General features: G+C 60.9%; 18 protein-coding genes. 11 read left to right on the top strand and 7 right to left on the bottom strand.

Annotation, left to right across the window (positions count from 1 at the left end; genetic code table 11):
- Positions 1–7: 7 nt before the first annotated feature.
- Positions 8–886: a ProQ/FINO family protein gene (locus tag PV762_RS11905; protein WP_421035255.1), complete on the bottom strand. Its 879-nt coding sequence runs from the start codon at positions 884–886 to the stop codon at positions 8–10.
- A gap of 761 nt (positions 887–1647) precedes the next feature.
- Here PV762_RS11905 and PV762_RS11900 point away from each other — a divergent pair.
- The 4 genes from PV762_RS11900 to gmtX are packed head-to-tail and all read left to right on the top strand — an operon-like array spanning position 1648 to position 7883.
- Positions 1648–2202 (top strand): thymidine kinase, encoded by a 555-nt coding sequence (locus tag PV762_RS11900; protein ID WP_421035254.1) that lies wholly within the window; start codon positions 1648–1650, stop codon positions 2200–2202.
- A gap of 18 nt (positions 2203–2220) precedes the next feature.
- Positions 2221–3543, top strand: coding sequence for a gamma-mobile-trio recombinase GmtY (gene gmtY / locus PV762_RS11895; protein ID WP_421035253.1), 1323 nt, complete (start codon positions 2221–2223; stop codon positions 3541–3543).
- A gap of 10 nt (positions 3544–3553) precedes the next feature.
- The gene (gene gmtZ, locus PV762_RS11890; RefSeq protein WP_421035252.1) at positions 3554–7249 is read left to right on the top strand and encodes a gamma-mobile-trio integrase GmtZ; all 3696 of its coding nucleotides are present in this window, start codon (positions 3554–3556) and stop codon (positions 7247–7249) included.
- Entirely contained in the window at positions 7233–7883 is a 651-nt protein-coding gene (gene gmtX / locus PV762_RS11885) for a gamma-mobile-trio protein GmtX (protein ID WP_421035251.1), read from the top strand. Before gmtZ ends, gmtX begins: the two co-directional genes overlap by 17 nt.
- A 170-nt stretch (positions 7884–8053) precedes the next feature.
- Here the strand turns inward: gmtX and PV762_RS11880 are convergent, their stop codons facing one another.
- From PV762_RS11880 to imuA, 3 genes are all read right to left on the bottom strand, one after another.
- Positions 8054–11143: an error-prone DNA polymerase gene (locus PV762_RS11880; RefSeq protein ID WP_421035250.1), complete on the bottom strand. Its 3090-nt coding sequence runs from the start codon at positions 11141–11143 to the stop codon at positions 8054–8056.
- Positions 11144–11288: 145 nt separating this feature from the next.
- Entirely contained in the window at positions 11289–12605 is a 1317-nt protein-coding gene (locus PV762_RS11875) for a Y-family DNA polymerase (protein ID WP_421035249.1), read from the bottom strand.
- Complete coding sequence (gene imuA / locus PV762_RS11870; RefSeq protein ID WP_421035248.1) at positions 12535–13386, bottom strand: translesion DNA synthesis-associated protein ImuA; 852 nt, start codon at positions 13384–13386, stop codon at positions 12535–12537. Before imuA ends, PV762_RS11875 begins: the two co-directional genes overlap by 71 nt.
- 415 nt (positions 13387–13801) lie before the next feature.
- Between imuA and PV762_RS11865 the strand changes: the two genes are divergently transcribed.
- Positions 13802–14155 carry a hypothetical protein gene (locus PV762_RS11865; RefSeq protein ID WP_421035247.1) on the top strand — a complete coding sequence of 118 codons (354 nt, stop codon included), beginning with the start codon at positions 13802–13804 and terminating at the stop codon, positions 14153–14155.
- Positions 14156–14229: 74 nt separating this feature from the next.
- On the opposite strand, the gene PV762_RS11860 is transcribed toward PV762_RS11865, so the two are convergent.
- A complete protein-coding gene (locus tag PV762_RS11860) occupies positions 14230–14595 on the bottom strand; it encodes a response regulator (RefSeq protein ID WP_421035246.1) in 366 nt (121 codons plus the stop codon).
- Positions 14596–14730: 135 nt separating this feature from the next.
- Here PV762_RS11860 and PV762_RS11855 point away from each other — a divergent pair, with 135 nt between their 5' ends.
- From PV762_RS11855 to PV762_RS11830, 6 genes are all read left to right on the top strand, one after another.
- Positions 14731–15909 carry a zinc-dependent alcohol dehydrogenase gene (locus tag PV762_RS11855; protein ID WP_421035245.1) on the top strand — a complete coding sequence of 393 codons (1179 nt, stop codon included), beginning with the start codon at positions 14731–14733 and terminating at the stop codon, positions 15907–15909.
- Positions 15910–15937: 28 nt separating this feature from the next.
- On the top strand, positions 15938–16735 hold the full coding sequence (locus PV762_RS11850; protein ID WP_421035244.1) for an SDR family NAD(P)-dependent oxidoreductase: 798 nt from the start codon (positions 15938–15940) through the stop codon (positions 16733–16735).
- Between the two features lie 821 nt (positions 16736–17556).
- Entirely contained in the window at positions 17557–18576 is a 1020-nt protein-coding gene (locus tag PV762_RS11845) for a hypothetical protein (RefSeq protein ID WP_421035243.1), read from the top strand.
- Between the two features lie 830 nt (positions 18577–19406).
- The gene (locus PV762_RS11840; protein WP_421035242.1) at positions 19407–19724 is read left to right on the top strand and encodes a hypothetical protein; all 318 of its coding nucleotides are present in this window, start codon (positions 19407–19409) and stop codon (positions 19722–19724) included.
- Positions 19721–20161, top strand: a complete 441-nt coding sequence (locus PV762_RS11835; RefSeq protein WP_421035241.1) for a PPC domain-containing DNA-binding protein — start codon at positions 19721–19723, stop codon at positions 20159–20161. The genes PV762_RS11840 and PV762_RS11835 overlap by 4 nt, the downstream gene beginning before the upstream one ends.
- A 155-nt stretch (positions 20162–20316) precedes the next feature.
- Positions 20317–20970: a glycosyltransferase gene (locus tag PV762_RS11830; protein ID WP_421035240.1), complete on the top strand. Its 654-nt coding sequence runs from the start codon at positions 20317–20319 to the stop codon at positions 20968–20970.
- 1217 nt (positions 20971–22187) lie between these two features.
- On the opposite strand, the gene ligD is transcribed toward PV762_RS11830, so the two are convergent.
- Both ligD and PV762_RS11820 read right to left on the bottom strand, forming a co-directional pair.
- Positions 22188–25592, bottom strand: a complete 3405-nt coding sequence (gene ligD, locus PV762_RS11825; protein WP_421035239.1) for a DNA ligase D — start codon at positions 25590–25592, stop codon at positions 22188–22190.
- A 4-nt stretch (positions 25593–25596) separates the two neighbouring features.
- Entirely contained in the window at positions 25597–25797 is a 201-nt protein-coding gene (locus PV762_RS11820) for a DUF3606 domain-containing protein (RefSeq protein ID WP_421035238.1), read from the bottom strand.
- Positions 25798–25920: the final 123 nt, after the last annotated feature.

Raw genomic sequence — 25920 nt, 5'->3', positions numbered from 1 at the left:
CGGAGGGTCAGCGCGGTTGGCGCGGGGGCCTGCGTCCGTCGTTCGGACGTCCTGGGCCGTCACGGCGCGGGCGGTCGCCGCGCGGACCTTGGCCCGGACCTCCAGGATGGCCGTCACCTCGCGGTCCGCCGCCACGACGCTGCTCACCGCCGCGAGGCGGGCGGTCATTGCGTTCCGGGCGCGGCGGCTGTTGCGCTTCTTCCTCGCGTGCCAGCTTCAGCTGGGCATCCAGCTGTTCCTGGCTCAGGCCCTTCAACGCGCAGAAGTTCGCCGGCGTCAGCGTGGTGCGCGAGAAGTCGCGCAGCAGCTGCGCACGTTCCTGGCGGCCGCGATCCTCCTCGGCGCGACGAGCGTCGGAGATGCCGCGGCGACGTGTCAGTTCTTCCTGGGCGGCGACTCTGTGTTCATCGCTGAGCTCGCCGGCCGGCTGGCCGTCCAGATCGAAGCGCGTCTTGGCGCGGGTCAGCGCAATCAGATAGCCGGTGCCGCCGGTGTAGCGACGCAGGAACGCCGACAACTGAGCCTTGGTGAACTGGCCAGGCGCGCGTTGCTGGATGTCGGACTGCACGCGCAGCTTCAGCGGCTTGGCGCCGCCGGCGAACAACGCGGGGAACAGTGCCTTCAGCTGGGTGGCGACCGCCTGGACATCGACTCGGCCGCCGTCGGCCGCCTTCGCTTGGCCGGGCACCGCTTCGCTGGGAGAGGCATCGTCGGCGTCGGCGCTCACGCTGACCTCGTCAGAGGCCTCGACCGCTTCAGAGGCGGACGACAACGCCTCCGACGCTGGTGCCGTCGGCGCGGCGTCAGTCGTTTCGTTGGCGGGGACCTTCTGATCGGGGAACTCGGGAGAGGTCACTTCGCCTTGCGGCGGGGTGCTGGAGGACATGCATCAAGCGGCGCGGGGCCGGCCTTCGGGGAAAAGGGGGGATTGTGCCCATAGCCGCGCGGGCGTGGCAATTCGCGCTGATCGACGGAAGTCGTCCGTCCTGCCTGAAGGCGACTTCCGGGGATGAAATCAGGTCTTCGGTTCGCAGGCGGGCTTGCAGACGAGTTCGGTCCGACCCAGGATCCGCTTCGACTGGAGGCTGCTTGGCGGCCGGTGTCGGCCGCACTTGAAGCAGGACCGCGTCTGGCCGCTACCCTGGAACGGCGACCCCCCCAGCTTGGAGGCATAGCGCAAGCCGTCATCCCGAACGGCGGTGCAGGTGTCTTTGCTCATGGTCTCGCTTCGCTTGGCGCTCTTGTTCGCACCGGCGGGCTCGTGTCCCGTCGGCGCATCGATTCCCTCTCCAACGATAGTAGGTGGGGCGTGTGACGCCCCGCTACATCGCTTGCCCGGGGGTGAAAGCACCGCCCGACGAACGGCGGCTTTTGCGCCGACAATCGCCCGCTTGCCCGGCAGCCCGGGCGTTCGAGAACCATGGCCAAACTGTTTTTCCGCTACGCCGCGATTGTTAGGTGTTGTACTTAACCTAAGTTTCGCGTCGTCTGATGCATTTCGCGAGCCTCGATCAGCGCCGATGGGAGTCATCCGGCTGCGCGGCGGGCCACGGATCGCCGCGCCGAAGCATTGCGGGGTGCTAAGGTGCAAACATTTGTGCGGCCTCCTGCCAGGATAGGCCGCCCGCCACCTTATGAGGAGTTGCCTTGGCCCGCCTTTGGTTCCGCTATGCCGCCATGAATGCCGGCAAGACAAGCTCGTTATTGCAGGTCGCTCACAACTATGAAGAGAACGGTGAGAACGTTCTTCTTCTTACCTCGGCGCTTGATGATCGCGATGGCGATGGAGTTATTTCTTCTCGTATAGGCCTAAAGCGAAACGCAGAGACGTACAGCCCACGGACGAATTTCCTCGAGCGTTTGATGCATGTCAATGTAGCTTGTGTCCTGATTGACGAGGCCCAGTTTTTGACAGTCGAGCAGGCTCATCAGCTCCATAGGTGGGTGCATACCAGAGGCATCCCGGTGATGTGCTTCGGTTTGCGATCCGATTTCCAAGGGAAACCATTTTCAGGCTCTGCGGCCTTGCTGACTTTGGCTGACAATTTGGAAGAGATTCGCACTGCCTGTCGATGCGGCAAGAAAGCGACAATGAATATTCGAATTAATGAAAACGGTGAGAGAGTTCAAGAGGGTAGTCAAGTTCTAATTGGAGGTAATGGTCGATACAGGCAGGTTTGTGCGCGCTGCTTCTACAACTAAATACAACCCGACTGTCAAATGTTCGTTTCAGTCAAGTTGAAGGTGGCTCTGGATAACTCGGGAAATACGATAGATATCCCTGGGTTACTTACCCCTAAAGGGCCATTTTCCCCTTTGGTTGACTACTTTTTAGCCCGATATATCGCCAGAAGCTTGTCCTGGATGGACAAGGTAGAGAGATCAGTCAGGCTCTTTCTGGAATATATGCATGCCAATCCGTGTGAGGATGGCCGTACGTTATTCGAGAACTTCGCGAAACGGCTCTACTCTGGGACTGTGGATGGAACGACCGGTGTAGATGATTCCCAACTGTATTGGAAGCCGCGTAGGGCCACAGAGGCCGCTTCAATCATCACTAATCTCACCCATTTCTTTGATTGGATTGGCGCAAACAGCCCCCTGGCTGCAGAGCTAAACCCATTAGTGCCTGCGAATAGCGTCGAGGCGCGATGGAGCGAAGCTGCTCAACGCTATCGAAGGGAAAGACGGCTACTTGGACATCTATGGTCCCCTGCCGACGCCTCTAGCCACGAGACCCGACGAGTGCGACCTAAGCCGCCCCCCCCAACTCGAAGGGCGGATCCCCCGGCGTTTCCAGAGGACAGATTCGAGGAGCTAATCAAATCGGGCTTTCGTGTAGGCAACCGGCAAGATCATCGTGGAATCTGTATCACGCTTCTTTTACATGGCGCCGGGGTTAGGCCGTGTGAGCCATTTCATCTGTTTGTCGAAGATGTAATAAGTGACCCACGCGACGCTTCAATGGCTCTGGTCAGGATTCATCATCCCTCTGATGGACAATCGCCGAAAGTTGGATTGACGCGTGCCGCCTATCTAATGGAGCGCTTCGGTCTGAAGCCCCGCGACAAACTGACCACGGAAAGTAATGCAGGCTGGAAGGGCGTTCGGTGTGATGAACCCTACTACATGGAAGTCCGTTGGTTTGAGCCAGAATATGGGCGACTTTTTTTGCACCACTGGAAGCTTTACTTGCAAAAGCTTGTGCAGGTGGAAAGAAACCATCCCTTTGCCTTTGCGAACCTCGGAAGAGAGCCCAGGGGTGAGATGTATAAGCTAGGTCAGTTCAATGACGCACACGCGAGGGCTTGCCGTCGCATAGGCCTGGCGGTCGCTAAGGAATTAGGCACCACTCCTCACGGACACCGTCATGCGTACGGGCAACGTCTGAAGAACGCCGGAATCAGTCCGTACTTTATTCAGATTTGCATGCATCACATATCGGTTGAGAGTCAAGAGGTTTATACCCAGCCAACCGGTGCCGAAATCGCCGCCGCGCTTAAAGCAGGCGCCCAACGACTTGCTGAGAGCTCGCGAAGCTAGGCTTTAACCCATGGCTAGCGAAATTCACCCCGACGTCGTATTCGAGCGCATTATTAGTGATCCAAAGATACGATCTCCCAAACGAGATCGCCTAAGGAAGATTCACTCTTTCTGTTCCGATAGATTCGCCCAAGGGAATCATGAATTTAATATTGCTGTCATGCGCACAGAATTGGAGAGCGTTGGAATTGCGAACAACCGCACTTTCGACAGCGCGGACGGGCCAGAGTATCCGGCGCTAGTCAACGCATGGCAGCATTTCGCTGATTCGTTGGACTTTCCGCCTTGCCCAGATGCTCCCGAAAACCATCCAGACAGAGTTTTTCGTAGACTACTTCAAGTACATCGTAAGTGGCAGCAGCCAGCAGTACTTCGCTCCGTGCACAGAATTTGTAAAGAGCGTTTTGATAGAGGTGATGTAAATTTTTCGGGGCGTTCGGTAGTGACCGAGGCCATCGGCCGCATCAACCAGGCGACCAGATTTCCGTTAAATCTTGTCCGAATGCCGCGTGCATTTTATGAACTCACGGCGGCATGGGGAGCGCTGGCAACCGCGCGCGGCCATAGCGTGAATACTGACGACGATTTGATGCCGCCCGAGGACAAGCTGGCCAAAGTGCTTCGAAGTCCGCAGATATCCACTGAATTCACGAATTATCTCAAGCAAATTCAGATTGTTTGTGAGGCAAGATTCGCTCGGGGGGAAATCGACTTTGGAACAATTTCGGTCGCAGCTGATCTCATTGAGGCTGGTGTGTCGACTGACAGAAAACTCGCGAACCGGCTAAGCTCAAACGAAAAGATCGCAGCACTACTGAGGACTTGGCAGCAAAAATCGGACGCACTGTGGATCAGCGAAGCGGAGGGGACATCGATAACGCATCCCCACGCAGTATTTCGCCGCGTCAGAGGAAAGATTGATCGAGCCGATACTTTGCGCGTTGCGCTCAGGATTCATCGTGTTTGCTTCCTACAGCACTCCAAAGGATTGCTTGATTTTTCGATCAAGACCATCGGTAAAGAGCTTGCGGCTCAGGGGATTATCGCAGAGACCACATTGAGACGCTCGATATCTCCAGATTTGCGCAATATCGTCGCAGCCTGGGATGAGTATGCGCGCCCGTGGCTACGCAACCTTGATCAAGTGCCACCGTTGACTGAGGCAAGACGCCAAAAATCACACGACCCTTCACTGGAGTGGGTACGAAGAGACCTTCCAGAGCTTGAGGACTGGCGGCGAGCTGCAGTTGAGTGGCTCGCGACTACGAAGAAGGGGCTACAGTCTCGCATCGGAACGATCAATTCGTTCTTTGACCTCTATCTGCGCCGTCCAGATGCTCTCAGGAAGCCGGTTGACTTCTTTCGACGAAGCTCGCAATTGCCTGATTTGAGCGAGGTCATTGGCACGTCCACAGCTAGACATTCACGGAGCAATCAACTGCACAGTTTCTTCGACTGGGTTTTGCTCCGCGACTTTAGCATTGACGCCGATGACGATACTTTAGTAATCTCGCCGGAGTTTAGAAATCCGGGATCGCGAATGCAGCAGGGGCGAGCCAGTCGGCACTGGCAAACAGTAAGGACGCCGCTGCCTTATGGATACATCCACGAACTGAGGAGCATGCTGGCTCAGGGGCCGCATCTCAGAGATTGGACCTTTGCTCAGAATGCCCAAGGCGCAGTGTTGGGTGAACTCGGAAAGCCTTCTCGAGATTGGTATGACGTCGAATGGTCTGAGATCGATGAATCTGATCCAGATTGCGTTTGGAGAGAGCGCGTTTTCGCTAGGAATAAGCGTAGACACAGCGTCTTTCAGATGTGGAGCCCTGTTCGCTGGGTCGCTCTCCTCATAAAGCTCCTATTGCCCCTAAGAACGGGACAAGTGCGCCTCTTGGATTCGGGCGAGTCCGACACTATCAACTATGTTCAAGGAGAATGGGTCGAGAACGTCAGTCAACTGGCGAAGAGTGGTCCGAATGGTTGGCAGCAAGGTGTGTTCAGACGCAATCAAGATCCTGCGGATCGCGTGGCAATATCAAGTCTCCTCTTCATCAATACTAATAAGACTGCAGATCAAGAAAAGTCAGGGCCGGAGAAAGGTTATGTAATGCCTTGGTTCCGGGCTCCGGGGCAAACTGAAGATGTCTTCTACTGGCTTGAAAAGATCAGGAACTGGCAGTCTAAGTACAATCCAACCCCTCGAAGAGTCCATTGGCGAGAACTCGACGGTCGCCATATCAATGCGAAGACTTCGGCACAGTTGGAAGAGTATCCTGAGTGCTGTTTTTTGTTTCGTATGCCTGAAAATGGCTCGGCCGAACGACTGTTTCCGGTTTCTGATGGTGTACTGAGTCATGCTTGGGCCTGTCTGCTCAAAGCACTTCAGGAGAAAATAGCTGCGCGCGGAGAGACCCATCCCGGAGGCGCGCTTATCGAGCTCGTTGAACTGAGTGAAAAAGGTAGGAATGACGCTCTTTTTCCGCTGCACAGCCTGCGCGTATCGCTCATCACAGCGTTCGCCCTAGACGGCCAAGTACCATTCCCGATTCTTCAAAAGCTCGTGGGCCACTCACGGCTTCTCATGACGCTCTACTACACCAAGCCGGGCGCGACACGAATTTCGGAAGTGCTGTCGGAGGCTGCGGATCGTCTCCGCGGTAAGGGAGCGGCAAGCATTTACGATTTCCTGCTGAATACGGAGCATGCCGTGCTGGTTGAGAGGGCTATCTCCAACAGCGCTGGCGCTTTGGCAATCGCAGTTCCAGTGCATCCTTCGCAGAGAAACGCGGCGGGTTGGATGCTCATGCACCATGGGATATGTCTCGTCGGTGGGAATGTCAGTGAAATAGAAGACAACCGAAAAATTGGCGGTTGCTATAACGGAGGCCCCGAGTTTGGACGACCCGGTGAGGGCGACTTCGCCGCAGTTCCCGGTGGTAGTCGCAACTGCATCCGCTGCCGATGGTTTGTCACTGAGCCGCACTATCTTCCAGCTCTGGCGGCTCATTTCAATACCGCAGCCTACCGCTTCGACGAGGCTAGGAACAGTGCCATGGATAACGAGCACAGGCTCCAGCAGCTTCGCCGTGAGAAAGCGAGTCAGGAAGCCGCTGGTGATGTCTTCACTGAGTTACAGCGTTTCCTTCAAGCCGAGCGGATAAGCGAAACCAGTATGAAGAACTTCAGTGACCGTGCCGAAGATCTGGTCGCCTGTTGGCGCTTGATCGAGCGCTGCAAAGATCTATTAAATGCAGCCCCCTCCGACGGAGCTCAACTCCTTTTGCAGGGCGCTATCACTGACGTGAAGGCGCTGTTTGAGGAGACAGATTCGGAACTGTTGCAGCTGTGTGGCGTTTGCGACAGCGTCGAGCTATACCCAGACCTTGACGCCAGTAAAGCGGTAATCCGCCGTAGTCAGCTGCTAGATTCCGCGCTCCTGAATGATGGTCTTCCCCCGATGTTTCTCAGACTTAACGAAGAAGACCAATTGAAGGTGGGCAATGCCTTCATGCGCAGGCTTTCGCAAGCGGCGGAGCCTTCGGATCTCTATCTGGGACAGCGCGCTGTAGTCGGAATCATGGACGCTGGCGGAAAACTGGGCGAGGCACTCGGCCTTGATCTCTCTCGAACCATAATTGATTTGACCCCAGGGTCGGCCACGCCCCCACGCACTTTCCGAATTGGCAAGAATGACTCCTTCAAATGATCCTGAAGCGGTCCTGCGCGAAATCCTTGCAGCGGGCGCGAGACCACAAAAGATTCGGAATCTGCGAACAATTCACGAACTTTGTCGTGCGCAATATGACGCTGGGGCACGTGATTTCTCGCTTTCCACTATTGGTAAGTTGTTAGAGGCCCAGGAGGTGATGAAGGGTCGGGGGCTCTATAACGAGCCTGCAGCAGACTATCGCCGCCTGATCGACTCTTGGGGTCGACTTGCAGGGCCCGCGCCTGCGAAAGCATCTACGAAGTCCAGTGCTGCGGAGGACTACGTTGAAGGAGTCGCTGATCCGGCTGCTCGGATGCTCCTTCGTTCTGTGATCGCCGAGAGGAACCGACTTCAGGCGCAACTCAATACCCTGAAGGGCGCAAAGACAGTTACGGTCGATAGGCGTCCTATTTCGGATACAGGGCAGCAGGGGGCGCACGCATCTGCTTCGCTGACTGACTCTGAGCGAAAGGCATTGCTCAAGGCGATCGCTCCTGAGTTTCTTCGGCGGCACGGCTGGGAAGAATTGAAGTTCGGCGAGATCGTAAACGAGCGCGGCCGGACGATTTTTGATCCGGGATTTGCGGTTGGCCTCAGGAAGCTGCTTGGCGAGACGGATAGGAATTTATAGCCGCCTCACTCCTCGGCACTTCCGGCGATGGTTCAGTGTCGTGGGTCTGTCGCGCAGGCTCTCTGCTGCTCCAGCCCCAACGTCGCGGGCGGCCAATACAGGGGTCTGGCGCTTTCTATCTGCTCAGTTCAACGTTGTGAGCCTTCGGCGCGCTAGTTCGCAACTGTCGTTCAGCGGAAGTCCCGACTACTGGTTTCCAACTGCCCTAAAAGGTCGGAGAGATCCTCCAGTCGGCCCGCGATCAAGCTGCAAGCGTCCCCCTGACGTTGCCATGTGCCATGCACCGCCATCAGCCGCGCCCGCAGCAGCTCCTTGCGTTGCTTGTCCTTGACGCTGGGCCAGACGATCACTTGCACATTGCCTGTCTCGTCCTCCAAGCTGAGGAACACCACGCCCTTGGCGGTGCCGGGCTGCTGGCGGAGGGTCACAATGCCGCAGTAATGCGCCGAGCGTCCATTTGGCATCGCCGCCAAGTCCTTCGCCGTACACAGATTTCGCTTGGCCAGTAGCGGCCGCAGCAACGCAAGCGGATGACTGCGCAGCGTCAACCCCATCGCGCGGTAGTCCCAGATCACCTCTTCACCTTCGGCTGCGGGTACGAGGTCCAGCACGGGCTCGTCCACGGGCGCTTGGCGCAGCAGCTGCGGAGCACGCCTGAGCGCCGCAGCGTCCCAGACTTGCTGGCGGCGATGACCGCTGAGTGATCTCAGCGCGTCGGCCGCCGCCAACTGGCGCATCTCGTGCTGCTCAAGCTCTGCCACGCGGGCAAGCTCCTCCGCGCTCTCGAAGTAGACGGTCTGTCTGGCCGTGGAGATGCGCTTCGCCGATTCTTCCTTTAGGCCTTGGACGAGTCGCAGGCCGAGTCGCACGGCGGGGTGATGCTCGATGTTTTCCAGCGTGCAGTCCCAGTTGCTGTGAAGGACGTCGGCCGGGCGCACTTCAACGCCGGCTCGACGCGCGTCCTGCACCAACTGGCTGGGGCTGTAGAAGCCCAGCGGCTGGCTGTTGAGCATCGCCGCCAGGAACTCTGCCGGGTGGTGCTTCTTGACCCAGCACGAGGCGTAGACCAAAAGTGCAAAGCTCGCCGCATGGCTCTCCGGGAAGCCGTAACTGCTGAAGCCCTTCATCTGCTCGAAGACGTTCTTGGCGAAGGGTTCGGTATAGCCACGCTCGAGCATGCCGCTGATGATGCGGGGCTCGTACTTGTCTAGGCTCCCCGTGCGACGCCAGGCCGCCATCGCTCGGCGCAGCCCGTCTGCCTCGCCGGCGGTAAAGCCCGCGCACAGGATGGCCAGTTGCATGCACTGCTCCTGGAAGAGCGGCACGCCCAACGTGCGCCCCAATGCCTGTTCGATCTCCGGGCTTGGGTAGACCACGGGGACCTTGCCGTTGCGCCGGTCCAGGTACGGGTGCACTGATCCGCCCTGGATCGGCCCAGGGCGTACGATGGCCACCTGCACCACCAGATCGTAGAAGCATCGGGGGAGGTGGCGCGGCAGCATGCTCATTTGCGCGCGGCTCTCCACCTGGAACACGCCCACGGTGTCGGCCTTGCAAATCATGTCGTAGGTGGCGGGATCCTCGGCCGGGATGTCCTGCATCTCGAAGACGTGACCCTTGCGCGTGCCGATGAAGTCGAGCGCCTTGTGCAGCGCGGTCAGCATGCCCAGCGCTAGCACGTCCACCTTCAGCAGTCCCATCAGGTCCAGGTCGTCCTTGTCCCACTGGATGACCGTGCGATCCTCCATCGCGGCGTTCTCGATCGGGACGATGCGCGACAGGGGGCCGTTGGTCAGCACGAAGCCGCCGGGATGCTGGCTCAGGTGACGCGGAAAACCCATCAGCTGCTCGCTCAGCAGCAGCAACTGCCGAACGTCCAGTCTTTCCTTGTCCAGTCCTACCTCCGCGAGCAGCTCTTCGCTGATGTCCAGGTCCCAGTGGCTCAGGCCCTTGCTCAACTGGTCCAGCGTCGTCTCTTCGAACCCGAGGGCCTTGCCCACGTCGCGCAGCGCGCTGCGCGGGCGGTAGCTCGTGGCGATCGCGGTCAGCGCCGCGCGCTCTCGCCCGTACTTGCGGTACAGGTACTGGATGACCTCCTCACGCCGCTCGTGCTCGAAGTCGACATCGATGTCGGGCGGCTCGCCGCGCTCTTTGCTGATGAAGCGCTCGAACAGCATGCTGCTGCGCAACGGATCGATCTCGGTGATGAAAGTGCAGTAGCAGACGACCGAGTTGGCTGCTGAGCCTCGCCCCTGGCACAGGATGCCCTGCGAGCGCGCGAAGGCGACGATGTCGTAGACCGTCAAGAAGTAGTGCTCGTACTTCATCTCGCTGATGAGCCCTAGCTCGTGCTCGATCTGGTCTTGAGCCTTGGCGGGGATGCCGCGCGGCCAGCGCCGTCCCGCGCCCGTGTAGGTGATGCGGCGCAGAAAGCTCTGGGGTGTTTCACCGGCCGGCACGACTTCTTCGGGGTACTGGTACTTCAGCTCATCGAGCGAGAAATCGCAGCGCGCTGCCACACGCAGCGTCTCTTCCATGAGTTCAGCCGGGCACCGCTCGGCGATGCGCCTGCGCGTGCGCAGGTGCTGCTCGGCGTTCTGCTTGAGTTGCAGACCGCAGTCGGTGAGCGGCAGGCCCAGCCGGGTGGCGGTGAGCACATCCTGAAGCGCCTTGCGCGAGCGCACGTGCATGTGCACGTCTCCCACTGCCACCACCGGCACCGCGGTGAGATCGCTGCACTCGCGCAGCTTGAAGAGCTGCACCTCGTCGTCCATACGGCGGAGCTGTTCCCATCCCAGCCAGCAGCAACCCACCCAGTTCCCTAGCAACCATTGAGCGATGCCTTCCATCTGCTGCAGGCTGCATTCACGGTCAGGGACGGCCACCACGACGCAGTCGGAGAGGGTCTTGCTGTCGACCTCGTCAAGGACAAGGGTGTAGGTGCCCTTGGGAGAGCGCCGGCGCAAGCGGGTGATGAACTCGCACAAGTTGCCGTAGCCGTTCCGATTCGTGGCCAACACAACGAGGGTGAAAGTCGCAGCACCGGCCACCTTGAACTGACTGCCCACAAGCAGTTTGATGTCAGCTTCCTTGGCCGCGACGTGCGCACGCACGATGCCGGCCATGCTGCATTCGTCGGTAATCGCGATGGCGCTGTACCCCAGCGCCTTGGCTCGCTGCACCAACTCTTCAGGCTTACTCGCACCCTTGAGGAACGTGAAGTTCGAGGCGCAGCGCAACTCCGCGTATTCCGGGATCATGGCAAGACTTCCGCCAGACATCGGGAGGAGAACATGCAGGGAAATCCGAGCGTGACGCAACGCTGTGTGGGGTGGCGATGCGCAGGATGATCCCTAAACATTGCGGCAGTGCCCGGGGGAGCCAGGTCGTAACCCATGCGTGCCCTCAGCCAAACACGCCGTGAAGGAACCACGCGGTTCCGTCGTCCAACTTCGCCTGGAAGATCCAGAGCAGCCCGGCGTGCCGGGACTCGGCCAACCAGTAGTCACGCACGACGAGCCGACCTTGATCTGTCGTCTCGTCGCGATCCCACCAGCCGGCCTCGACGCACTGCGGCCCAGCCAGGAGCTGCAACTCGCCCTGATACACCGGGCGGTTCTTGCGTACGGCCAACTTCAGCGGCTCGGGCAGCACCCAGGTGGGCTGTGGCAGCGACGTGCTCGCTTTGAGCTTGCGCGGCTGCGGCGCCATGGCGGGCTGCCAGTGCCCCATCCATTCCTGGCGATGGTCCTCACGCGTGACGCAGCGTCGCACCTTGTCCGGGCCTAGCCTGGCCGCCATCCGTTCGAGCACGAGATGGAGCGACTCCCCGTCCTGCACTGCGTCGGGCAGCAGCGAGCCGCTGCTGCCGGTCAGGTCGTGGACTTGATCGGCGATGAGCGCCAAGTCGCCAGCTGGCGCCAGCAGTTCGACCTTGGTCAGGTTTTCTGCCAGAAGCCTGCACAGGTGCTCCACGTCCCGGTTCGGATCGGCGGTGCCTACGCTCAGCGAGCCGCCCTCGCCCGCATCCTTCGACCGCATTGCGTCGTGCCACCAGCGCAGGGTGAAACCGGTCACGCCAGCGTGGCGCGCGGCGAGCCATCCGCACATCTGCACAAGCAGCCGTCGCGCGCCTTGCAACAGCGCCGGCGCATGCTCCACCCGGAATGGCAACTCGAGCTTGGCATTGAAGGTGTCCGGCAACACCTCCCAGACGTGCACCTCCGGCGCACGGCCGTAAGCTCGGTCGAGGGCCTGCAGAAGCTCTTTGTCGAACCGCCGACTGAGGCCGCCGCGCGGCAGAGCGCGCACGTCGCCCAGACTCCTGCAGCCCGTCTGCGCGAGGGTCGTCGAATGCGGCCGGACCGCGGTGAGGCATTCCATGCGCAGCGCGTCGAGCATTTCTTCAAGCGGCCTCTTGAAGCCGTTCTCGATGCGTGAGCGAGCCAAGGCGTGAGCGCCCAAGCTGGTGGCCGCCCAAGCGACCTGTACGACTCCAAGCTCCTGAGCTTCAGCCACGACACGGTCGCGCAATGCTCGCTTGCCGCCGAACAGGCGAGTGCTAGCCTCGACCTCCATCAGGACGGCATCTTCAGAGATGGCGACGCGGGGCGTGAACTGCAACGCCCAGACGGCCACGGCTCGAAGTGCGTCAGGACTGGGAAGGCTCAAGGACGGGTTCTGGCTGGCGCACGGCGGCAGCAACAGGGCTGTCCACAGCATGGCTTGGCTCGACGGCAACGAGGCGACTCGGGTAGCGCAGCCTCGGGGTCATGATCTTGTTCAAGCCGCCGGGCATGGACGGCAACTGAAGTTGCCCCTCCACGGGAGAGCCCTTGCGCTTGAGTACTTGAACGGCGATCTGCCAGTCGGTCGCCACCCGCAACACGACGCGCAGCGGCGCAGCAGAAGAATCCCGTGCCGCCGACTCCGGCCGGCAAAGGAACACTGGGCCTGTGCAGCGCGCAGCGAGCACCTGCAGCCGGCGGACTTGCTCTGCACGCACCAGCGGCAGCCAGGCGATGACCGCACCGCAGCTGCCGGCCTTCACCAGTTGCTCGGTCGACCACAAGCGATCCTTCGGGGCATCGACATCCACCCAGACCAGATGGCGATCGTCCACCCCATGGTGACGAAGGCCGGGCATATGCGGCCAAAGCGTAGGTCCCACTAGCGCAACGGTACGACCTCGCTGGGTAATGGCCGCCATCATGGACGCGAGTAGACGGAACTCCACGACGGAAAACTGACTGACCAGCACCTCGGTCAGCGCTGCACACGGCCAGCCCCCACCGGGCAACACGACATCCAGCTGCGCAAACCCCGAGGGCTCCACGCCAGCGCCCAAACCTCCGAGTTGATTCCCTCGCCACAGCGCTGCTTCGACTGTGGCCGCCAAAGGTTCATGAACCGTGGCGTGGGCACCGGCGATCGTGTTCTGACTGGGGGAGGTCAGGGCGACGGGAGGCGACGCTCCCGCCAGCCCGAGCGGTGCGGGTGACATCGTTCTTCGGCAACAAGACTGTATATGCATACAGTATATGCAAGCCTAGCTGATGTCCAGCCAGGGTGGGGGACGCTCTAGCTCAGCTGGGGTTCGGTGCGAGATCGATCACAGAAGCGGACGGCCTGAAAGGGCAAGGTGTGGCGCGCCTACCGGTCAGGGCGTCTGGCTCCGGCAGACCACCAAGTCGGAAAGAGCCTTGCCGCAAAAGTCCGACGGAAGCTGACAGGGGACGGTTCCGATGAAGAGTGCCTCCTTGAATCGCAGCGATCAGGCCGCCGCGCTTTTAACAACCTCGTGGTTTGATGGCAAACGCAGTCTTCCCGGCAGCCTATGACCCCGCTCCGAGTTGCCAATCTGGCAGGCACCCGGCCTGCCAGAAACAGCTACCAAACGGATCTGGACGGAGGCTCTGATGGAACAAGCGAATCAACCTACCGAAGATGATTCGGTCCTTGCCGCGTTGCAGTCAATGCACCGCCAGATGGAGGCGATGACCGAAGCGCTGTACGCGCTCCATCTGCAGGCTACCAACCTTCAGGCATTGCTCTGCGCGGCCGTGGACACCCACCCTCAACCGTTGCAGTTGCAAAGGTGCTTCGAGGAGCAGATCGAGCACTCGGTTCGGCAGATCCAGCCTCACCAACTAAAGGCACTCAATGACCAGACTCAAGCATGGTTGAACCGGATCGGTCGGCGAGTTCAGTTCTTGGAGTCGCGGGATCTAGACCAGCATGGGGAACATCCGAAGTCGACCTATATGCAGTAGATCGGCCTTCCCGCAAGAGCTCCAACGCAACCAGCAGGCGCGTTGCGCCGCCAAGGTGGATGCACCGGCGACGTTCAGCGCAAGCCGGGCACTCTTACGTTGTGGTTGCACCAAAACTCCGCCGTGAGGCGTAGCTGCCGTACGAGTGCTTCGCCCGGGAGCGCTTTGACGACATACGCGTTGGCGCCGGCCTTGTAACTGGCCCAAAGGTCCGCGTCGAGTTCCGACCGTGTGAGCACCACCACAGGAATTCGTTTCGTTTCCGCTGCAGCACGTAGGTCCATCAAGAGTTCCAGACCAGGCAAGTCAGGCAAAGCCAAGTCCAGAAGAACCGCTGCGAAATCATGGCGGTCATTCTGCAGCAGCCGTAGGCCCCGCGCGGCATTCTCGGCGACCAGGACGGTGATCGCCGGCCGGACTTCCCGCACGGCCTCTCGCAACGCGTTCGCGTTGAACCATCGCGTCGTCCACCAGCAGCAGCGTTTTGCTCATCGGCTAACTGTATCGGACAAGTTTCGGGCGCCAACTTTGCCTCGGAGAGCCGCACAAACAATCCTCCCGGTGAAAGGCCTGCCATGCGCGCTCTTACTTACCACGGCGCACACGACGTGCGTGTCGACAACGTCCCCGACCCCGTGCTTGCCGCTGACGACGACATCTTGCTTCGCGTCACAGCGACTGCAATCTGCGGATCCGACCTGCACATCTTCCGCGGCAAGATCCCTGACATGAAGTCCGGGGACATCCTGGGCCACGAGTTCATGGGCATCGTCGAGGAGGTGGGACGAGGCGTTGTGAACGTCAAGCGGGGCGACCGCGTGGTTGTGCCTTTCACAATCTCATGTGGCGACTGCTTCTTCTGCGGACGAAAGCTCTTCGCCGCTTGCGAGACGACCAATCCCGGACGAGGGGCAATCCTCAACAAAAAGGACATCCGGCCTGGCGCCGGGCTCTTCGGCTACAGCCATCTCTATGGCGGGTATGCAGGAGGGCAAGCCGAATACGTACGCGTTCCCAAGGCGAATGTCGGACCGCTGGTGATTCCCGATACGCGGTTGAGCGACGAGCAGGTCCTGTTCCTCTCAGACATTTTGCCAACTGGCTACCAAGCCGCGCTGAATGCGCAGATCACCCCGGGCTCCAGCGTCGCGATCTTCGGTGCCGGGCCCGTAGGCATGATGGCAGCGGCCAGCGCGCGCCTGCTCGGAGCGGACCGCATCTTCATGGTGGACCATCACTCCTATCGTCTGGCCTTTGCGAAAGAGACGTACGGCGTTCTCCCGATCGACTTTGACCAGATCGATGATCCTGCGCAGCTCATCATCGAGCAGACCGACCACCGCGGCGTAGACGCGTCAATCGACGCAGTCGGCTTCGAGGCCAAGGGGAGCACGGTCGAAACGGTGCTGTCCACGCTGAAGCTGGAAGGCTCGAGCGGAACGGCGCTGCGGTGGGCGATCGCCGCGACGCGCCGCGGCGGAATCGTGAGTGTGCCCGGGGTGTACGCTGGCTTCATCCATGGTTTCCTATTCGGCGATGCTTTCGAGAAGGGGCTGAGCTTCGCGAGCGGCCAAACGCACGCGCAACGCCACATGCCAGGGCTGCTTGGTCACATCGAGAGCGGGGAGTTGAAACCGGAGCTGATCGTGAGTCATCGCCTACCTCTGGAGGAAGCTGCGCGCGGTTACGACATCTTCAACAAGAAGGAAGAAAACTGCCGAAAGGTTGTGCTGACGCCGTTCAGCGGAGCTTGAGCGCTCTCACCTCAACCATGGAGCCAACATGAACATCAACGACATCCCTGGAAGGCCGCTGGCCGTGGTCACTGGCGCGTCGAGCGGCATCGGCCGGGAGCTCGCGCTGGAATGCGCACGTCATGGCTACAACCTGTTGATCGCGGCGGACCGTCCTCTCGAGGAGACTGCTGAGGCATGTCGCGCACTGGGCGCCGAAGTCAAGACGGTCGATGCGGATCTGTCCACCCTGCACGGTGTCGACGCGCTTCATGCAGCGATCGGCGGTAGCCAAGTGGCGGCGCTGATGGCCAATGCTGGACACGGACTGGGCCACGCCTTCCTCGATCAGGACTTCAAGGCGGTGCGGCATGTCATCGATACCAACATCACTGGGACACTGGATTTGATTCAGCGCATCGGGCGCAGCATGCGCGAGCGAAACGCCGGAAAAATCCTGATCACCGGATCCATCGCTGGCTTGATGCCGGGTACGTTCCAAGCCGTGTACAACGGTACGAAGGCGTTCATCGATTCCTTTGCGTACGCACTTCGCAACGAGCTGAAGGACACCAATGTCTCTGTCACAGTGCTGATGCCCGGACCGACCGACACGGAGTTTTTCCGTCGCGCAGACCTGACCGATACCAAGGTTGGCAGCGACAAGAAGCAGCCCCCTGCAGAAGTCGCCAAGACGGGCTTTGACGCGATGGAGGAGGGAGAGAGTTCCGTGGTTGCTGGCTGGAAGAACAAGGTCCAGGCGGTGCTTGCCAACGTCACGCCGGCTGAAATTTTGGCCGAGCAGCACCGGAAGATGGCAGAGCCGGGAGGCGCGACGAGCAGTTAGACATACGCGACATCGCTGCGAGCGGAGTGCCCAAGAGTCACGCGGCCGAGGCACCACAGCGTCGTGCGTCTCGAGAGTGTCAACAATATCGGCGACATCGGCCTATTCAAACAAGCGAGCTGCCGAACGCCAGCGCGCTAACAAATTCGACCGCTGGGCCGTTGGATGGATTCAAGCGCAGCAGCTAGCCTCTGCATCGACACGGGTTTGGGAAAGTTGAAATCGAAAAGAGTTGGCTCATACGCGGTGTGATCGCCAGTACGAGCGCTCCATGTCAGCGCGATTAACAACGGACAGACGTCGGCTTTTCTGGCAGCCATTGCGACAGGCAAAGCGCTTCCAGCCCGAAGATATGGTTCCATGATGACGGCGGACGGCCGCTGCAGGCGCAAGCGAGAGAGGGCATCCTCGACGGTGGTGGTACAGATGGCGTTCCACCCGGCTAGGCAGAGCCACGCCGCCACCGCTTCCGCTGCGTCTGGATAGTCATCTAGAACAAGAACTGATGGTTGCGCTGACATGTCCTGCAAATCCTATCCAGCGTACGAGATGTGTACAGCTGGCAAGCCTTACAGCCTGTACCTTTCATAAAGGACGGTAGACATCTTCATCCCGCCTCAACTGACATGTGACCGAAGATGCCTCAAGGTGAGAGGGCTGCGATCCCACAGAAGACACTTGCGCTGCAGTGCCGCATCTGAAGATGCTGTTCATGCGCAGGGCAGAAACGGAAGCGGCACATTCCTTGCCAGCTGAACCACGGAGCCGGCGGCGGGCGCCGCCGGATTCGACAACCGGTTTGAGGCTTTAAAGGAGTCGCCATGAACCAGTATGGACAACGAGGAAGACAAGACCAACGCCCGGGAAATGCCTGGGACGATGAAGACCGCGATCGCGGCAACTACGGAAGCTATCGATCCGATCCGTCGCGCGACCGGAACGAGCCGGCCTATCAGGGCAGCAGCTTCCAGGCCGACCGCGATGAACCGCGTGGCAGCGGCTACGGCGGATATGGCGGTGGCCAGGAATACCGTGGTGATTACCGCCGGGATTACCGGAGCCATGGCGATCTGCAAAGCCAGGGCGGTTATCGCGGTGGCTACCAGAACGATGGTTGGGGTGCTGATCGCGATCGCTCGATGAGCGGCAACTACGGCGGTGGCAGCTTCGGTGGACAGGACAGTTACAGCGGGTCCGGAAACTATGGCAGCCCGAGCTATGGAACTTCCAGTGGTTATGGTCAGGGCAGTTCGGGTCGCTATCGCGACCAGGGGCCTCGTCATGAAGGCTGGCGTGAAGACAGCGGGCGAGGCGACTACGGGCGCATGGCCGCCTCCGGCGCGGACAGCTATGCCAACTCGCTGGGTGAGCACTACGGCGGCACCCACGAAGAGCGCAACTATCGAGGAAGCCATCAGGGCGGATATGGTCAGTCCCAATGGCAGTCGCAAGGACGTCAACAGCACTACGACCCCGACTACGAACAGTGGCGCCACGAGCAGATGCGCACGCTGGACAACGACTATCACGGCTGGCGTCAGGAGCGATACCAGAAGTTCAGCGAGGACTTCAACAAGTGGCGCTCGGAACGCTCGACGCGCCAGGGCGCCGGAGGTAGCGGCGCTGGATCAAGCGGCAGCGTCTCGCAGCAAGCTGGTCAGGACACCAAAGATGCGACCCGCTACGGCCAGGGCGGAAACTCGCTCGGCAGTGGAACCGGCGCCCACGATGATCGCGGGTTGACGGCGTCGGGCAGCGGAAGCCTGTCCAGTGCATCGAGCGGTACCCTACCTGGCGCCGCGAGCGGCTCTTCGGACACCTCGTCCAGCAAGACGAAGTAGTGATCGATTTGCTGCCCCAACAGGCAGCATTCGGCGCTTTGCGCAGTCCGCAGTCATCTGCATCGCCCATTCCTTGCCGGAAGGGAGAGCGATGCGGGGCTGCGGATTTCACGTCTACAACGCGTCGCAGGCAGGACCATCGCAGGCGCGATATGAAATGGTCGGGCGATGTCGACATGCATCATGTTGATCAGACATGCGGAGAAGCCCTCCGCCAACTTTGGCGGTGTGGATGAAGCTGGCATGCATGACTCTCGATCGCTCAGCGTGCCCGGCTGGCGCCGGGCCGGAGCCTTGGTGCGGTATTTCGGAACTGCAGTCGATAGTGGCGACGGGCCTGTCCACTGCCCTCGGCACATCGTCGCCGCCCGGCCGACGAACCGGCATCCCTCAACGCGACCTCGGGACACCGTCAAATCGTTGGCCGGCTTCCTTGGCCTGACGATAGACGACAGCTGGTCCGATGGGGATGATCTCCAGGCTCTAGCCCATGCGCTGCGAAGCCTCGACGGTACCGTCCTGGTGTGCTGGAGACATGATCAGCTCCCGCGTCTGGCAAGCGAGCTCCTGCCCGACGACCGAATCCCCGCCCAGTGGCCTGCCCACCGTTTCGACGTGACCTGGTCGATCTCTTTTGCGCGGGGATCAGGGCGCTTCAGCCAAATTCCTCAGTCATTGCTTCCGGGAGACTCGGAGGAAGCGATCGGCGGCGGATGAGGCACCGGTCAACGGCCTGCGCACAGTCTCCTGTTGTGCGCGCGGCTAACTTCGAAAGCGCACTCGCGGCGTGTGATCGTCAGCCGAGGGCAGTCCGCTTGCCTCAGCGAGGCATGGATGACCTGCTCAATGCACTTCAATGGCCCGCGATGGTCATCACGCTTGTTGCGGCTTGGCTGGTCGGCGCTCGAAGCGCTCGACGCAGGACCTGGGGCTTCTGGATGTTTGTCTTCAGCAATGTGCTCTGGTGCATCTGGGGTGCATCTACCCAGTCCTACGCCTTGATCGTGCTGCAGGTCGGCTTGTTCGTGCTGAATCTGCGGGGCGTGCGCAAGAACGAAGAGGATTCGAGAGGGGGTAGCGCGTTGTACCTACGGGTTTCTGGCTTGCTCTATCGGTCGGCGTTCAATACCTGGCGGAGTACACGATGAAATCGAGGAAGCTGACGGATCTCCCAGAACGGAGTTTCGCGCTGGTCTTTGAGACCGGCGACGAGGTGATGTCCGTACTGCAGCGTTTTGCGGAAGAAAACTCTCTGACGGCTTGCAGTCTCCGTGCCATCGGCGCATTCGAACACGCCGTCGTGGGCTACTTCGACTGGGAGAAGAAGGAGTACCTGCGCATCCCCGTAGATGAGCAGGTCGAGGTGCTCTCGCTCCTAGGCGACATTGCACTGGACGGGGAAATGCCTAAGGTCCATCTCCATGCCGTGCTCGGGCGACGCGACGGATCCACCGTCGGCGGGCATTTGCTTGAGGCGTTCGTGCGTCCTACGCTTGAGGTCATTGCCAACGACGCGCCGGTTCACCTGCGTCGGCGCTTCGACGCCGCTTCAGGCATCAGCCTCATCGACCCGAAGGCGAGCTGAGCCATGCCGCTTCGCTTATCCGGTGCAGATAGCTTCGCCGAAAGCTCGCGCAAAGAGCAGGCGGGCGGCGTTGAGCCAGCGAGGAAACTGAACGCCCTCTCGGAAGTTGGAATGCGGAAGACCGTTGGTTTGCTCAAAGCCGAGAGCCTACCGTCGTGATCGGCGCAATAGTTCCCGCCCACGACGAGGAAGCGCTCATCGGCCGCGCCTTGAAGGCACTGCAGGTCGCTGCGGAACATCCGGACTTGCAAGGTGAAGAGGTGCGCATCCTGGTGGTGCTGGATTCCTGCGGCGATCGGACCGGTGAAGTCGCCCGCGCTTTCGGCGTCCAGTGCCTCACCGTTGATGCGCGCAATGTCGGCTTCGCACGTGCTGCGGGAGCCAAGACACTGATCGAGCAAGGTGCGCGCTGGCTCGCGTTCACCGATGCGGATTCAGTGGTGGCGCCTTGCTGGTTCGCGCGCCAGCTCGCACTGCGCAGCGAGGCCGTCTGCGGTGTGGTCGAGATAGACGATTGGGCAGGCTTCACGCACGAGGAACGTGCCGCCTACGAGGGGGGCTACAACGACTCCGACAATCACCGCCACATCCACGGCGCCAACCTCGGCGTGAGTGCGATCGCCTACCAGCAGGCAGGGGGCTTCCCCAACCTCTGCACACGCGAGGACGTGGCATTCGTAGATCGTCTCTGCGCGCTAGGCATGCGTATCGCCTGGACGAACACCGTACGCGTGGTGACGAGTGCTCGGCAGGACGGCCGAGCACCGGATGGATTCTCCGCGCACATGGGTCGCCTGCGATCCGCCTGATCGACGCTCAGGTCCTAGCACTTCGTCGCGTGCGCTCAGCGAGCTCTCGATCTCGTTCGGAGAACGCGGCCGCTCTCTCAACATGACGCTCCTGATGCGACACCTGCTGGCTCAACGGCCTACGCTTTTCCCGCCGCAACGCTCGCACGTCTTTCTCGACCTTCATGGATACCCCTTTTGGTTTGCTTCACTCGTTCGAGACCGAGACCGAGACCGAGACCGAGGCATCGATCGAGATTGGACTGGAACTCCTCGTCCAAACATTGGCAAGATCCGTGCTGGTGCCATCTACAACATGAGTAGCAGCTTCCGGTCCGAGGGAGTTGAAGGAGGCGCTTTTGCCTTGCACTGTCCAGCAATCGTTAGGAGTGGATATGTACGGCAATCAGGGCAAGGATTGGTTGGAGTGGGCGAAGCCTGTTGAGAGGCGGCGCGACGACGCGCGGCGGGAGGCGTTTGAACAACGTGACTGGAGCAAGCGGGATGGTGCCTCACGGGGTGAGCCGAAGGCCGCCGCGAAGCTAGGTGTAGGAGAGGCTGCGGCAGCTCGCTTCATCTGACTGCTTCGATACCGCACGTTCACTGCGGGCGCGACACCGCCTCATCTCCGTCCTGTCGACCACTCATTCAGGTACGGCGATTGCCACCGCCTGACCGCTCTACCACTGCCGCTTTACCACCCCACCACCACGGCGGCATGGGGAGCAAAGCGATCAACTGGACGTTGGTCAATCGCGTGCAACGCCGGCGGCGCAAGCCGCCGGTGCTTGCCTTTGGGGGGGCATCCACGCATCCATGTGCCGCCGATCAGCACAGGACTCGTTCCGCAGTCGGGAGTAGTCACTACCGCCGGAGCAGTGCAGCCGACGGGGACTATCGCCGAGCTTCGATGGGAAGGCCTTCGTACCAGCTGGCATAAGGCGTATTTTTCACCATGCGCCTGTTGTAGTCGGGTGCGCCGTCCGTCCACCACACGGGTCCGCGTTCACCGAGATGAACCTTTGCGGAGTGGATCGCCGTCCGGGCAGACGCGCGCGCATCTGAGCCTGCGGCGCTCGTTCGAAGCATGCTGCGCGCCGACATCAAGGCGCTGACCAGCATGCTCCGTTGATCCTCGCGAAGTGCGGGATCTGCCGCGCGCCACAGCCTTCCACGGACGACGAAGTAGCGGCCATCTGGCGTCACCGGATACCCGGCACCGACAGTTTCCCGAGCGCTCATGGCGAGAGCGCCTTCATCGCCTTGCTCAAGGTTTGACGCTTCTTCCAATAGGCTGCCCAGGGATCGGTTCGCTGGAATGACAGGTACTCGCGTGCGGTGGCGATGGTCCACTGGGCGCCGCCTTTTAGATCCTTGAGCTGCTCCCACGCCACAGGCATCGATACGCCCATGCCGGGACGAGCGCGGGCAGAAAACGCTGCGGCGGTGGTTTGACCGTGTCCATTCCGCAGGTAGTCGATGAAGATGCGTCCGACGCGGTTACCGCCGCCTGACTTCGCCACGAACCGCGAGGGGATTGTCTTGGCCATGTGCTGCACGGCGATCTGGGAGAAGCGCTTTACCTCGTCATACGGGAGCTTGGGCGTCAGTGGCACAACAACGTGAAGACCCTTGCCGCCGCTGGTCTTGAGCCAGCTCTCCAACTGCAGTTCGCCAAGCAGCGTGCGCATCAACACCGCGGCCTCCTGAAGCATCGCCCAGTTCACTCCTTCGCCAGGGTCGAGGTCGAAGATGACGCGATCCGGATGGTCGATGTTCTTCGCCAGGGAGTTCCAGGTGTGGAACTCAACGGTGTTCATCTGGGCCGCGCTAAGCAATGCCTCCGGTGTATCCACGCTCATGAGCGCGGCGTGGCCTGGCCACAGCTCGACGGCAAGCTCGGTGAGACCCGGCATCTTGGTCTCCGGGTGCTTCTGGAAGAACAGCTGGCCCGTGATGCCCTGGGGCGCTCGAACCAACGAGATCGGCCGACCTTTGAGGTGAGGCAGGATCCAGTCGGCCACCGATTCGTAATACCGTACCAGGTCGACCTTCTTGAAATCGGTTGAAGGATCGATTACCCGCTCCGGATTGGTGACCTTGATGGCCGGGGCAATCCTTTTTTTGCTGCGCGCAGCAGTTGCGGTGGAGCTGACAGCGAGTTCCTTCGGACGCTCTCGTACGATCGCACTGGCCGGCTTGTCGGTTCGCACGCCGCGGAATGAGGCATGACGAATCTGCCCGTCAGGCGTCCATTCGGAGAACGCCACCTCTACAACGGCTTTCGGTTTGACCCATCGCTCGGCTCCCGGTGAGCGCTTCGACCAGCGACCCGGTTTGATCTCGGCGCGATCCACCGTCGGCGTGGATGACTCCAGCTTCTTGAGCATCGCGTGGAGCTCCTTGCCGGTGGACGCGCTCCAACCCGTGCCGACCGACCCTGCGCTTCGCAGCTGCCCCTCGTCGTAGTAGCCGAGAAGCAGACTCCCCACTTCCGCCGTGGATCCGGCGCGATCGGTGAAGCCGATGACGACGAACTCCTGCCGCTGCTGGCACTTGAGCTTCAACCAGGTCTCGGTGCGGGCCGATGCGTACGGCGAGTCGGCGCGCTTCACCATGACGCCCTCCAGCCCCATCCGGCACGCCGCGTTGAGCATCTGATGCGGCAGCGCTTCGAAGGATTCGCTGAAGCGAATCATGTCGGATGATCGATCTTGAAGAAGCTCCCGGAGCAGGTGCCTGCGCGTTGCCAACGGCACATCGCGCAGGTCCATCCCGCCTAGGAACGGCACGTCGAACAGGAAAATCTCGATGTCCTCATTCCGCGCGTTGTCGATAGCCTTCTGCAGCGCGTTGAAGTCCGGTACTCCTGCATCGCCCATGACGACGATTTCGCCATCCAGCCAAGCACTGTCCACACCGATATCCGCAATAGCCGCCGCAAGCGGTTTGAACTTGGCAGTCCAGTCGTTTCCGTTGCGCGTGAACAGCCGCACCTCGCCGGCTTCGACGCGAGCGAGGAGTCGGTAGCCGTCGAACTTGGACTCGACGATCCAGTCGCCGTCTGGCACCGAGGACGCCAAGGTGGCCAACTGCGGCGCCAGTTTTAACGGCAGCGGGGCCTGCTTCGCTGCCCGCATGTCCTCGTCCGCAGCCCGCGTGGCCGGAAGTGGCGCAACCTCCCGCGGCTCGCGTTCTTCCAGCAGACCTAGCGGCTTGGCCACGACACTATCCGGTAGCGCTGTGATGACGTCGTAGTCCGCCGCAGCTCTGACCCAGGCGTCACCACGCTTCTTGAACAGGATCCATTGGTCCTGCTTCTTCTCGCCTGGCTTGGAGATTCGCACGAGCTCCCAGAGACCAGCGAGCTTCTGCCCATGGAGTTTGAAGAGCAGCTTGCCCACCTTCATGCCTTCGCGTGGGTCCCCGATCGGTTCCCAGGAGCCCCGATCCCAGACGATGACCGTTCCGCCGCCGTACTCGCCCTTCGGAATGTCGCCCTCGAATTCGTTGTAGCTGACCGGATGGTCCTCGACGTGGATGGCCATCTGTTTGCGCGCAGGGTCGAAGGATGGGCCCTTGGGCACGGCCCACGACAGCATCACACCGTCAAGCTCCAGTCGGAAGTCGTAGTGAAGGCGGCTCGCCCAATGCTTCTGGATGACGAAGCCCAGCGGCTGCGCCTTGCTCCGTGAGATGGGGGTGGCCGACACCGGCAGCGCGCCAGGAGGTTCCGACGTCTTCTTGAAGTCCCGCTTCTGGTTGTAGCGTGCCAGTGGCGCAACCACCGCGACCGGTGGCGCAGCGTTCGGCTTGTTGCCCACCAAGGCGGTTTTGGCCTTCGTCCCCTCCGCCTTCGCCGTCTTCCCAGATTTCGCTGGCGCGAGTTCGGCCCAGACCGGTGCATGGTCGCTGGGGCTCTCCTGGCCACGCTCGTCGCGATCCACGCCAGCGTCGACGACCTTCAGTGCGCCACCGACCAGGATGTGATCAATGCGAAGCCCTGCGTTGCGCTCCCACCGCTGGCGGCGATAGTCCCAGAACGTGAACAGCTTTTCGTCCGGATGAAGCTTCTTCAGCGCGTCGACCCACCCCTGATCGAGGATGGCGGCGAACGCGTCACGAGCTTGCGGTTGCAGCAGGGCGTTGTCTCGCCAGGTGTCGGGCTTGTAGATGTCCTGGTCCGTGGGTACGACGTTCCAATCACCCAGCATCACCACCGGCTGTCCCGTGGCCCACAGGGCTTCTGCACGCTGGCGGAGTCGCTCCATCCACCGCAGCTTGTATTGAAACTTCGGGCCCGGCTGGGGGTTGCCGTTTGGCAGATACAAGCAAGCGAACAACACGCCGTTGATCGCCGCTTCAAGGTAGCGAGCTTCCCTGTCCTTGGGATCCCCGGGCAGCTGGATGGCGACCGATAGCGGGTCGTGCCCGAGAGCCAGCAGCGCCACGCCGTTCCAGGTGCGCTGTCCGACGACAAGCGCCTCGTATCCCGCCGCGCGTAGAGCCTCGACGGGGAAGCTGTCCGTCGTCCCTTTCAGCTCCTGAAGGGCCACGACGTCCGGCTTGCGGTGATCCAACCAAGCCAGGAGCTGGTCGAGCCGCTTGAGAACGTTGTTGACGTTCCAGGTCGCGACCAGCACGGCATCACCGCGTCTTGTCGCCGGATTGACTGCGCTTCAGATGAGCCTCGACATCTGCAGCGCTGGTACCGACCGCGTTCACCGCGCGCTTCAGCTCTTCGGGCGTCACACCGAACTTCTTGGACCAGTCACGTAGCTCGTAATCCTCGTTGACGTTGATACGGGTGCGGTCCTGGCCGCCGGACTTACTCTTGTCATCAGACATGTGGAACTCCTTTTGGGTGGTGAACGGCTTTGGCAAGCGCTTCGGCTAGACACTTTCTTCTCGATGAAGGCGACGGTAGGCGCTGAAGTGGCGAAGAGAAGACTGGGTGTCGCCCAGACGCTC

Source organism: Mitsuaria sp. CC2 (assembly GCF_048957715.1).
Lineage (GTDB): Bacteria > Pseudomonadota > Gammaproteobacteria > Burkholderiales > Burkholderiaceae_C > Roseateles.
This window is presented reverse-complemented; position numbering and strand designations above follow the sequence as displayed.

Coding starts and splice junctions, on each gene's coding strand:
- PV762_RS11905 (WP_421035255.1), bottom strand. CDS start 886: ATGTCCTCCAGCACCCCGCCGCAAGGCGAAGTGACCTCTCCCGAGTTC.
- gmtY (WP_421035253.1), top strand. CDS start 2,221: ATGTTCGTTTCAGTCAAGTTGAAGGTGGCTCTGGATAACTCGGGAAAT.
- gmtZ (WP_421035252.1), top strand. CDS start 3,554: ATGGCTAGCGAAATTCACCCCGACGTCGTATTCGAGCGCATTATTAGT.
- gmtX (WP_421035251.1), top strand. CDS start 7,233: ATGACTCCTTCAAATGATCCTGAAGCGGTCCTGCGCGAAATCCTTGCA.
- PV762_RS11880 (WP_421035250.1), bottom strand. CDS start 11,143: ATGATCCCGGAATACGCGGAGTTGCGCTGCGCCTCGAACTTCACGTTC.
- PV762_RS11875 (WP_421035249.1), bottom strand. CDS start 12,605: ATGCTGTGGACAGCCCTGTTGCTGCCGCCGTGCGCCAGCCAGAACCCG.
- imuA (WP_421035248.1), bottom strand. CDS start 13,386: ATGTCACCCGCACCGCTCGGGCTGGCGGGAGCGTCGCCTCCCGTCGCC.
- PV762_RS11865 (WP_421035247.1), top strand. CDS start 13,802: ATGGAACAAGCGAATCAACCTACCGAAGATGATTCGGTCCTTGCCGCG.
- PV762_RS11855 (WP_421035245.1), top strand. CDS start 14,731: ATGCGCGCTCTTACTTACCACGGCGCACACGACGTGCGTGTCGACAAC.
- PV762_RS11850 (WP_421035244.1), top strand. CDS start 15,938: ATGAACATCAACGACATCCCTGGAAGGCCGCTGGCCGTGGTCACTGGC.
- PV762_RS11845 (WP_421035243.1), top strand. CDS start 17,557: ATGAACCAGTATGGACAACGAGGAAGACAAGACCAACGCCCGGGAAAT.
- PV762_RS11840 (WP_421035242.1), top strand. CDS start 19,407: ATGGATGACCTGCTCAATGCACTTCAATGGCCCGCGATGGTCATCACG.
- PV762_RS11835 (WP_421035241.1), top strand. CDS start 19,721: ATGAAATCGAGGAAGCTGACGGATCTCCCAGAACGGAGTTTCGCGCTG.
- PV762_RS11820 (WP_421035238.1), bottom strand. CDS start 25,797: ATGTCTGATGACAAGAGTAAGTCCGGCGGCCAGGACCGCACCCGTATC.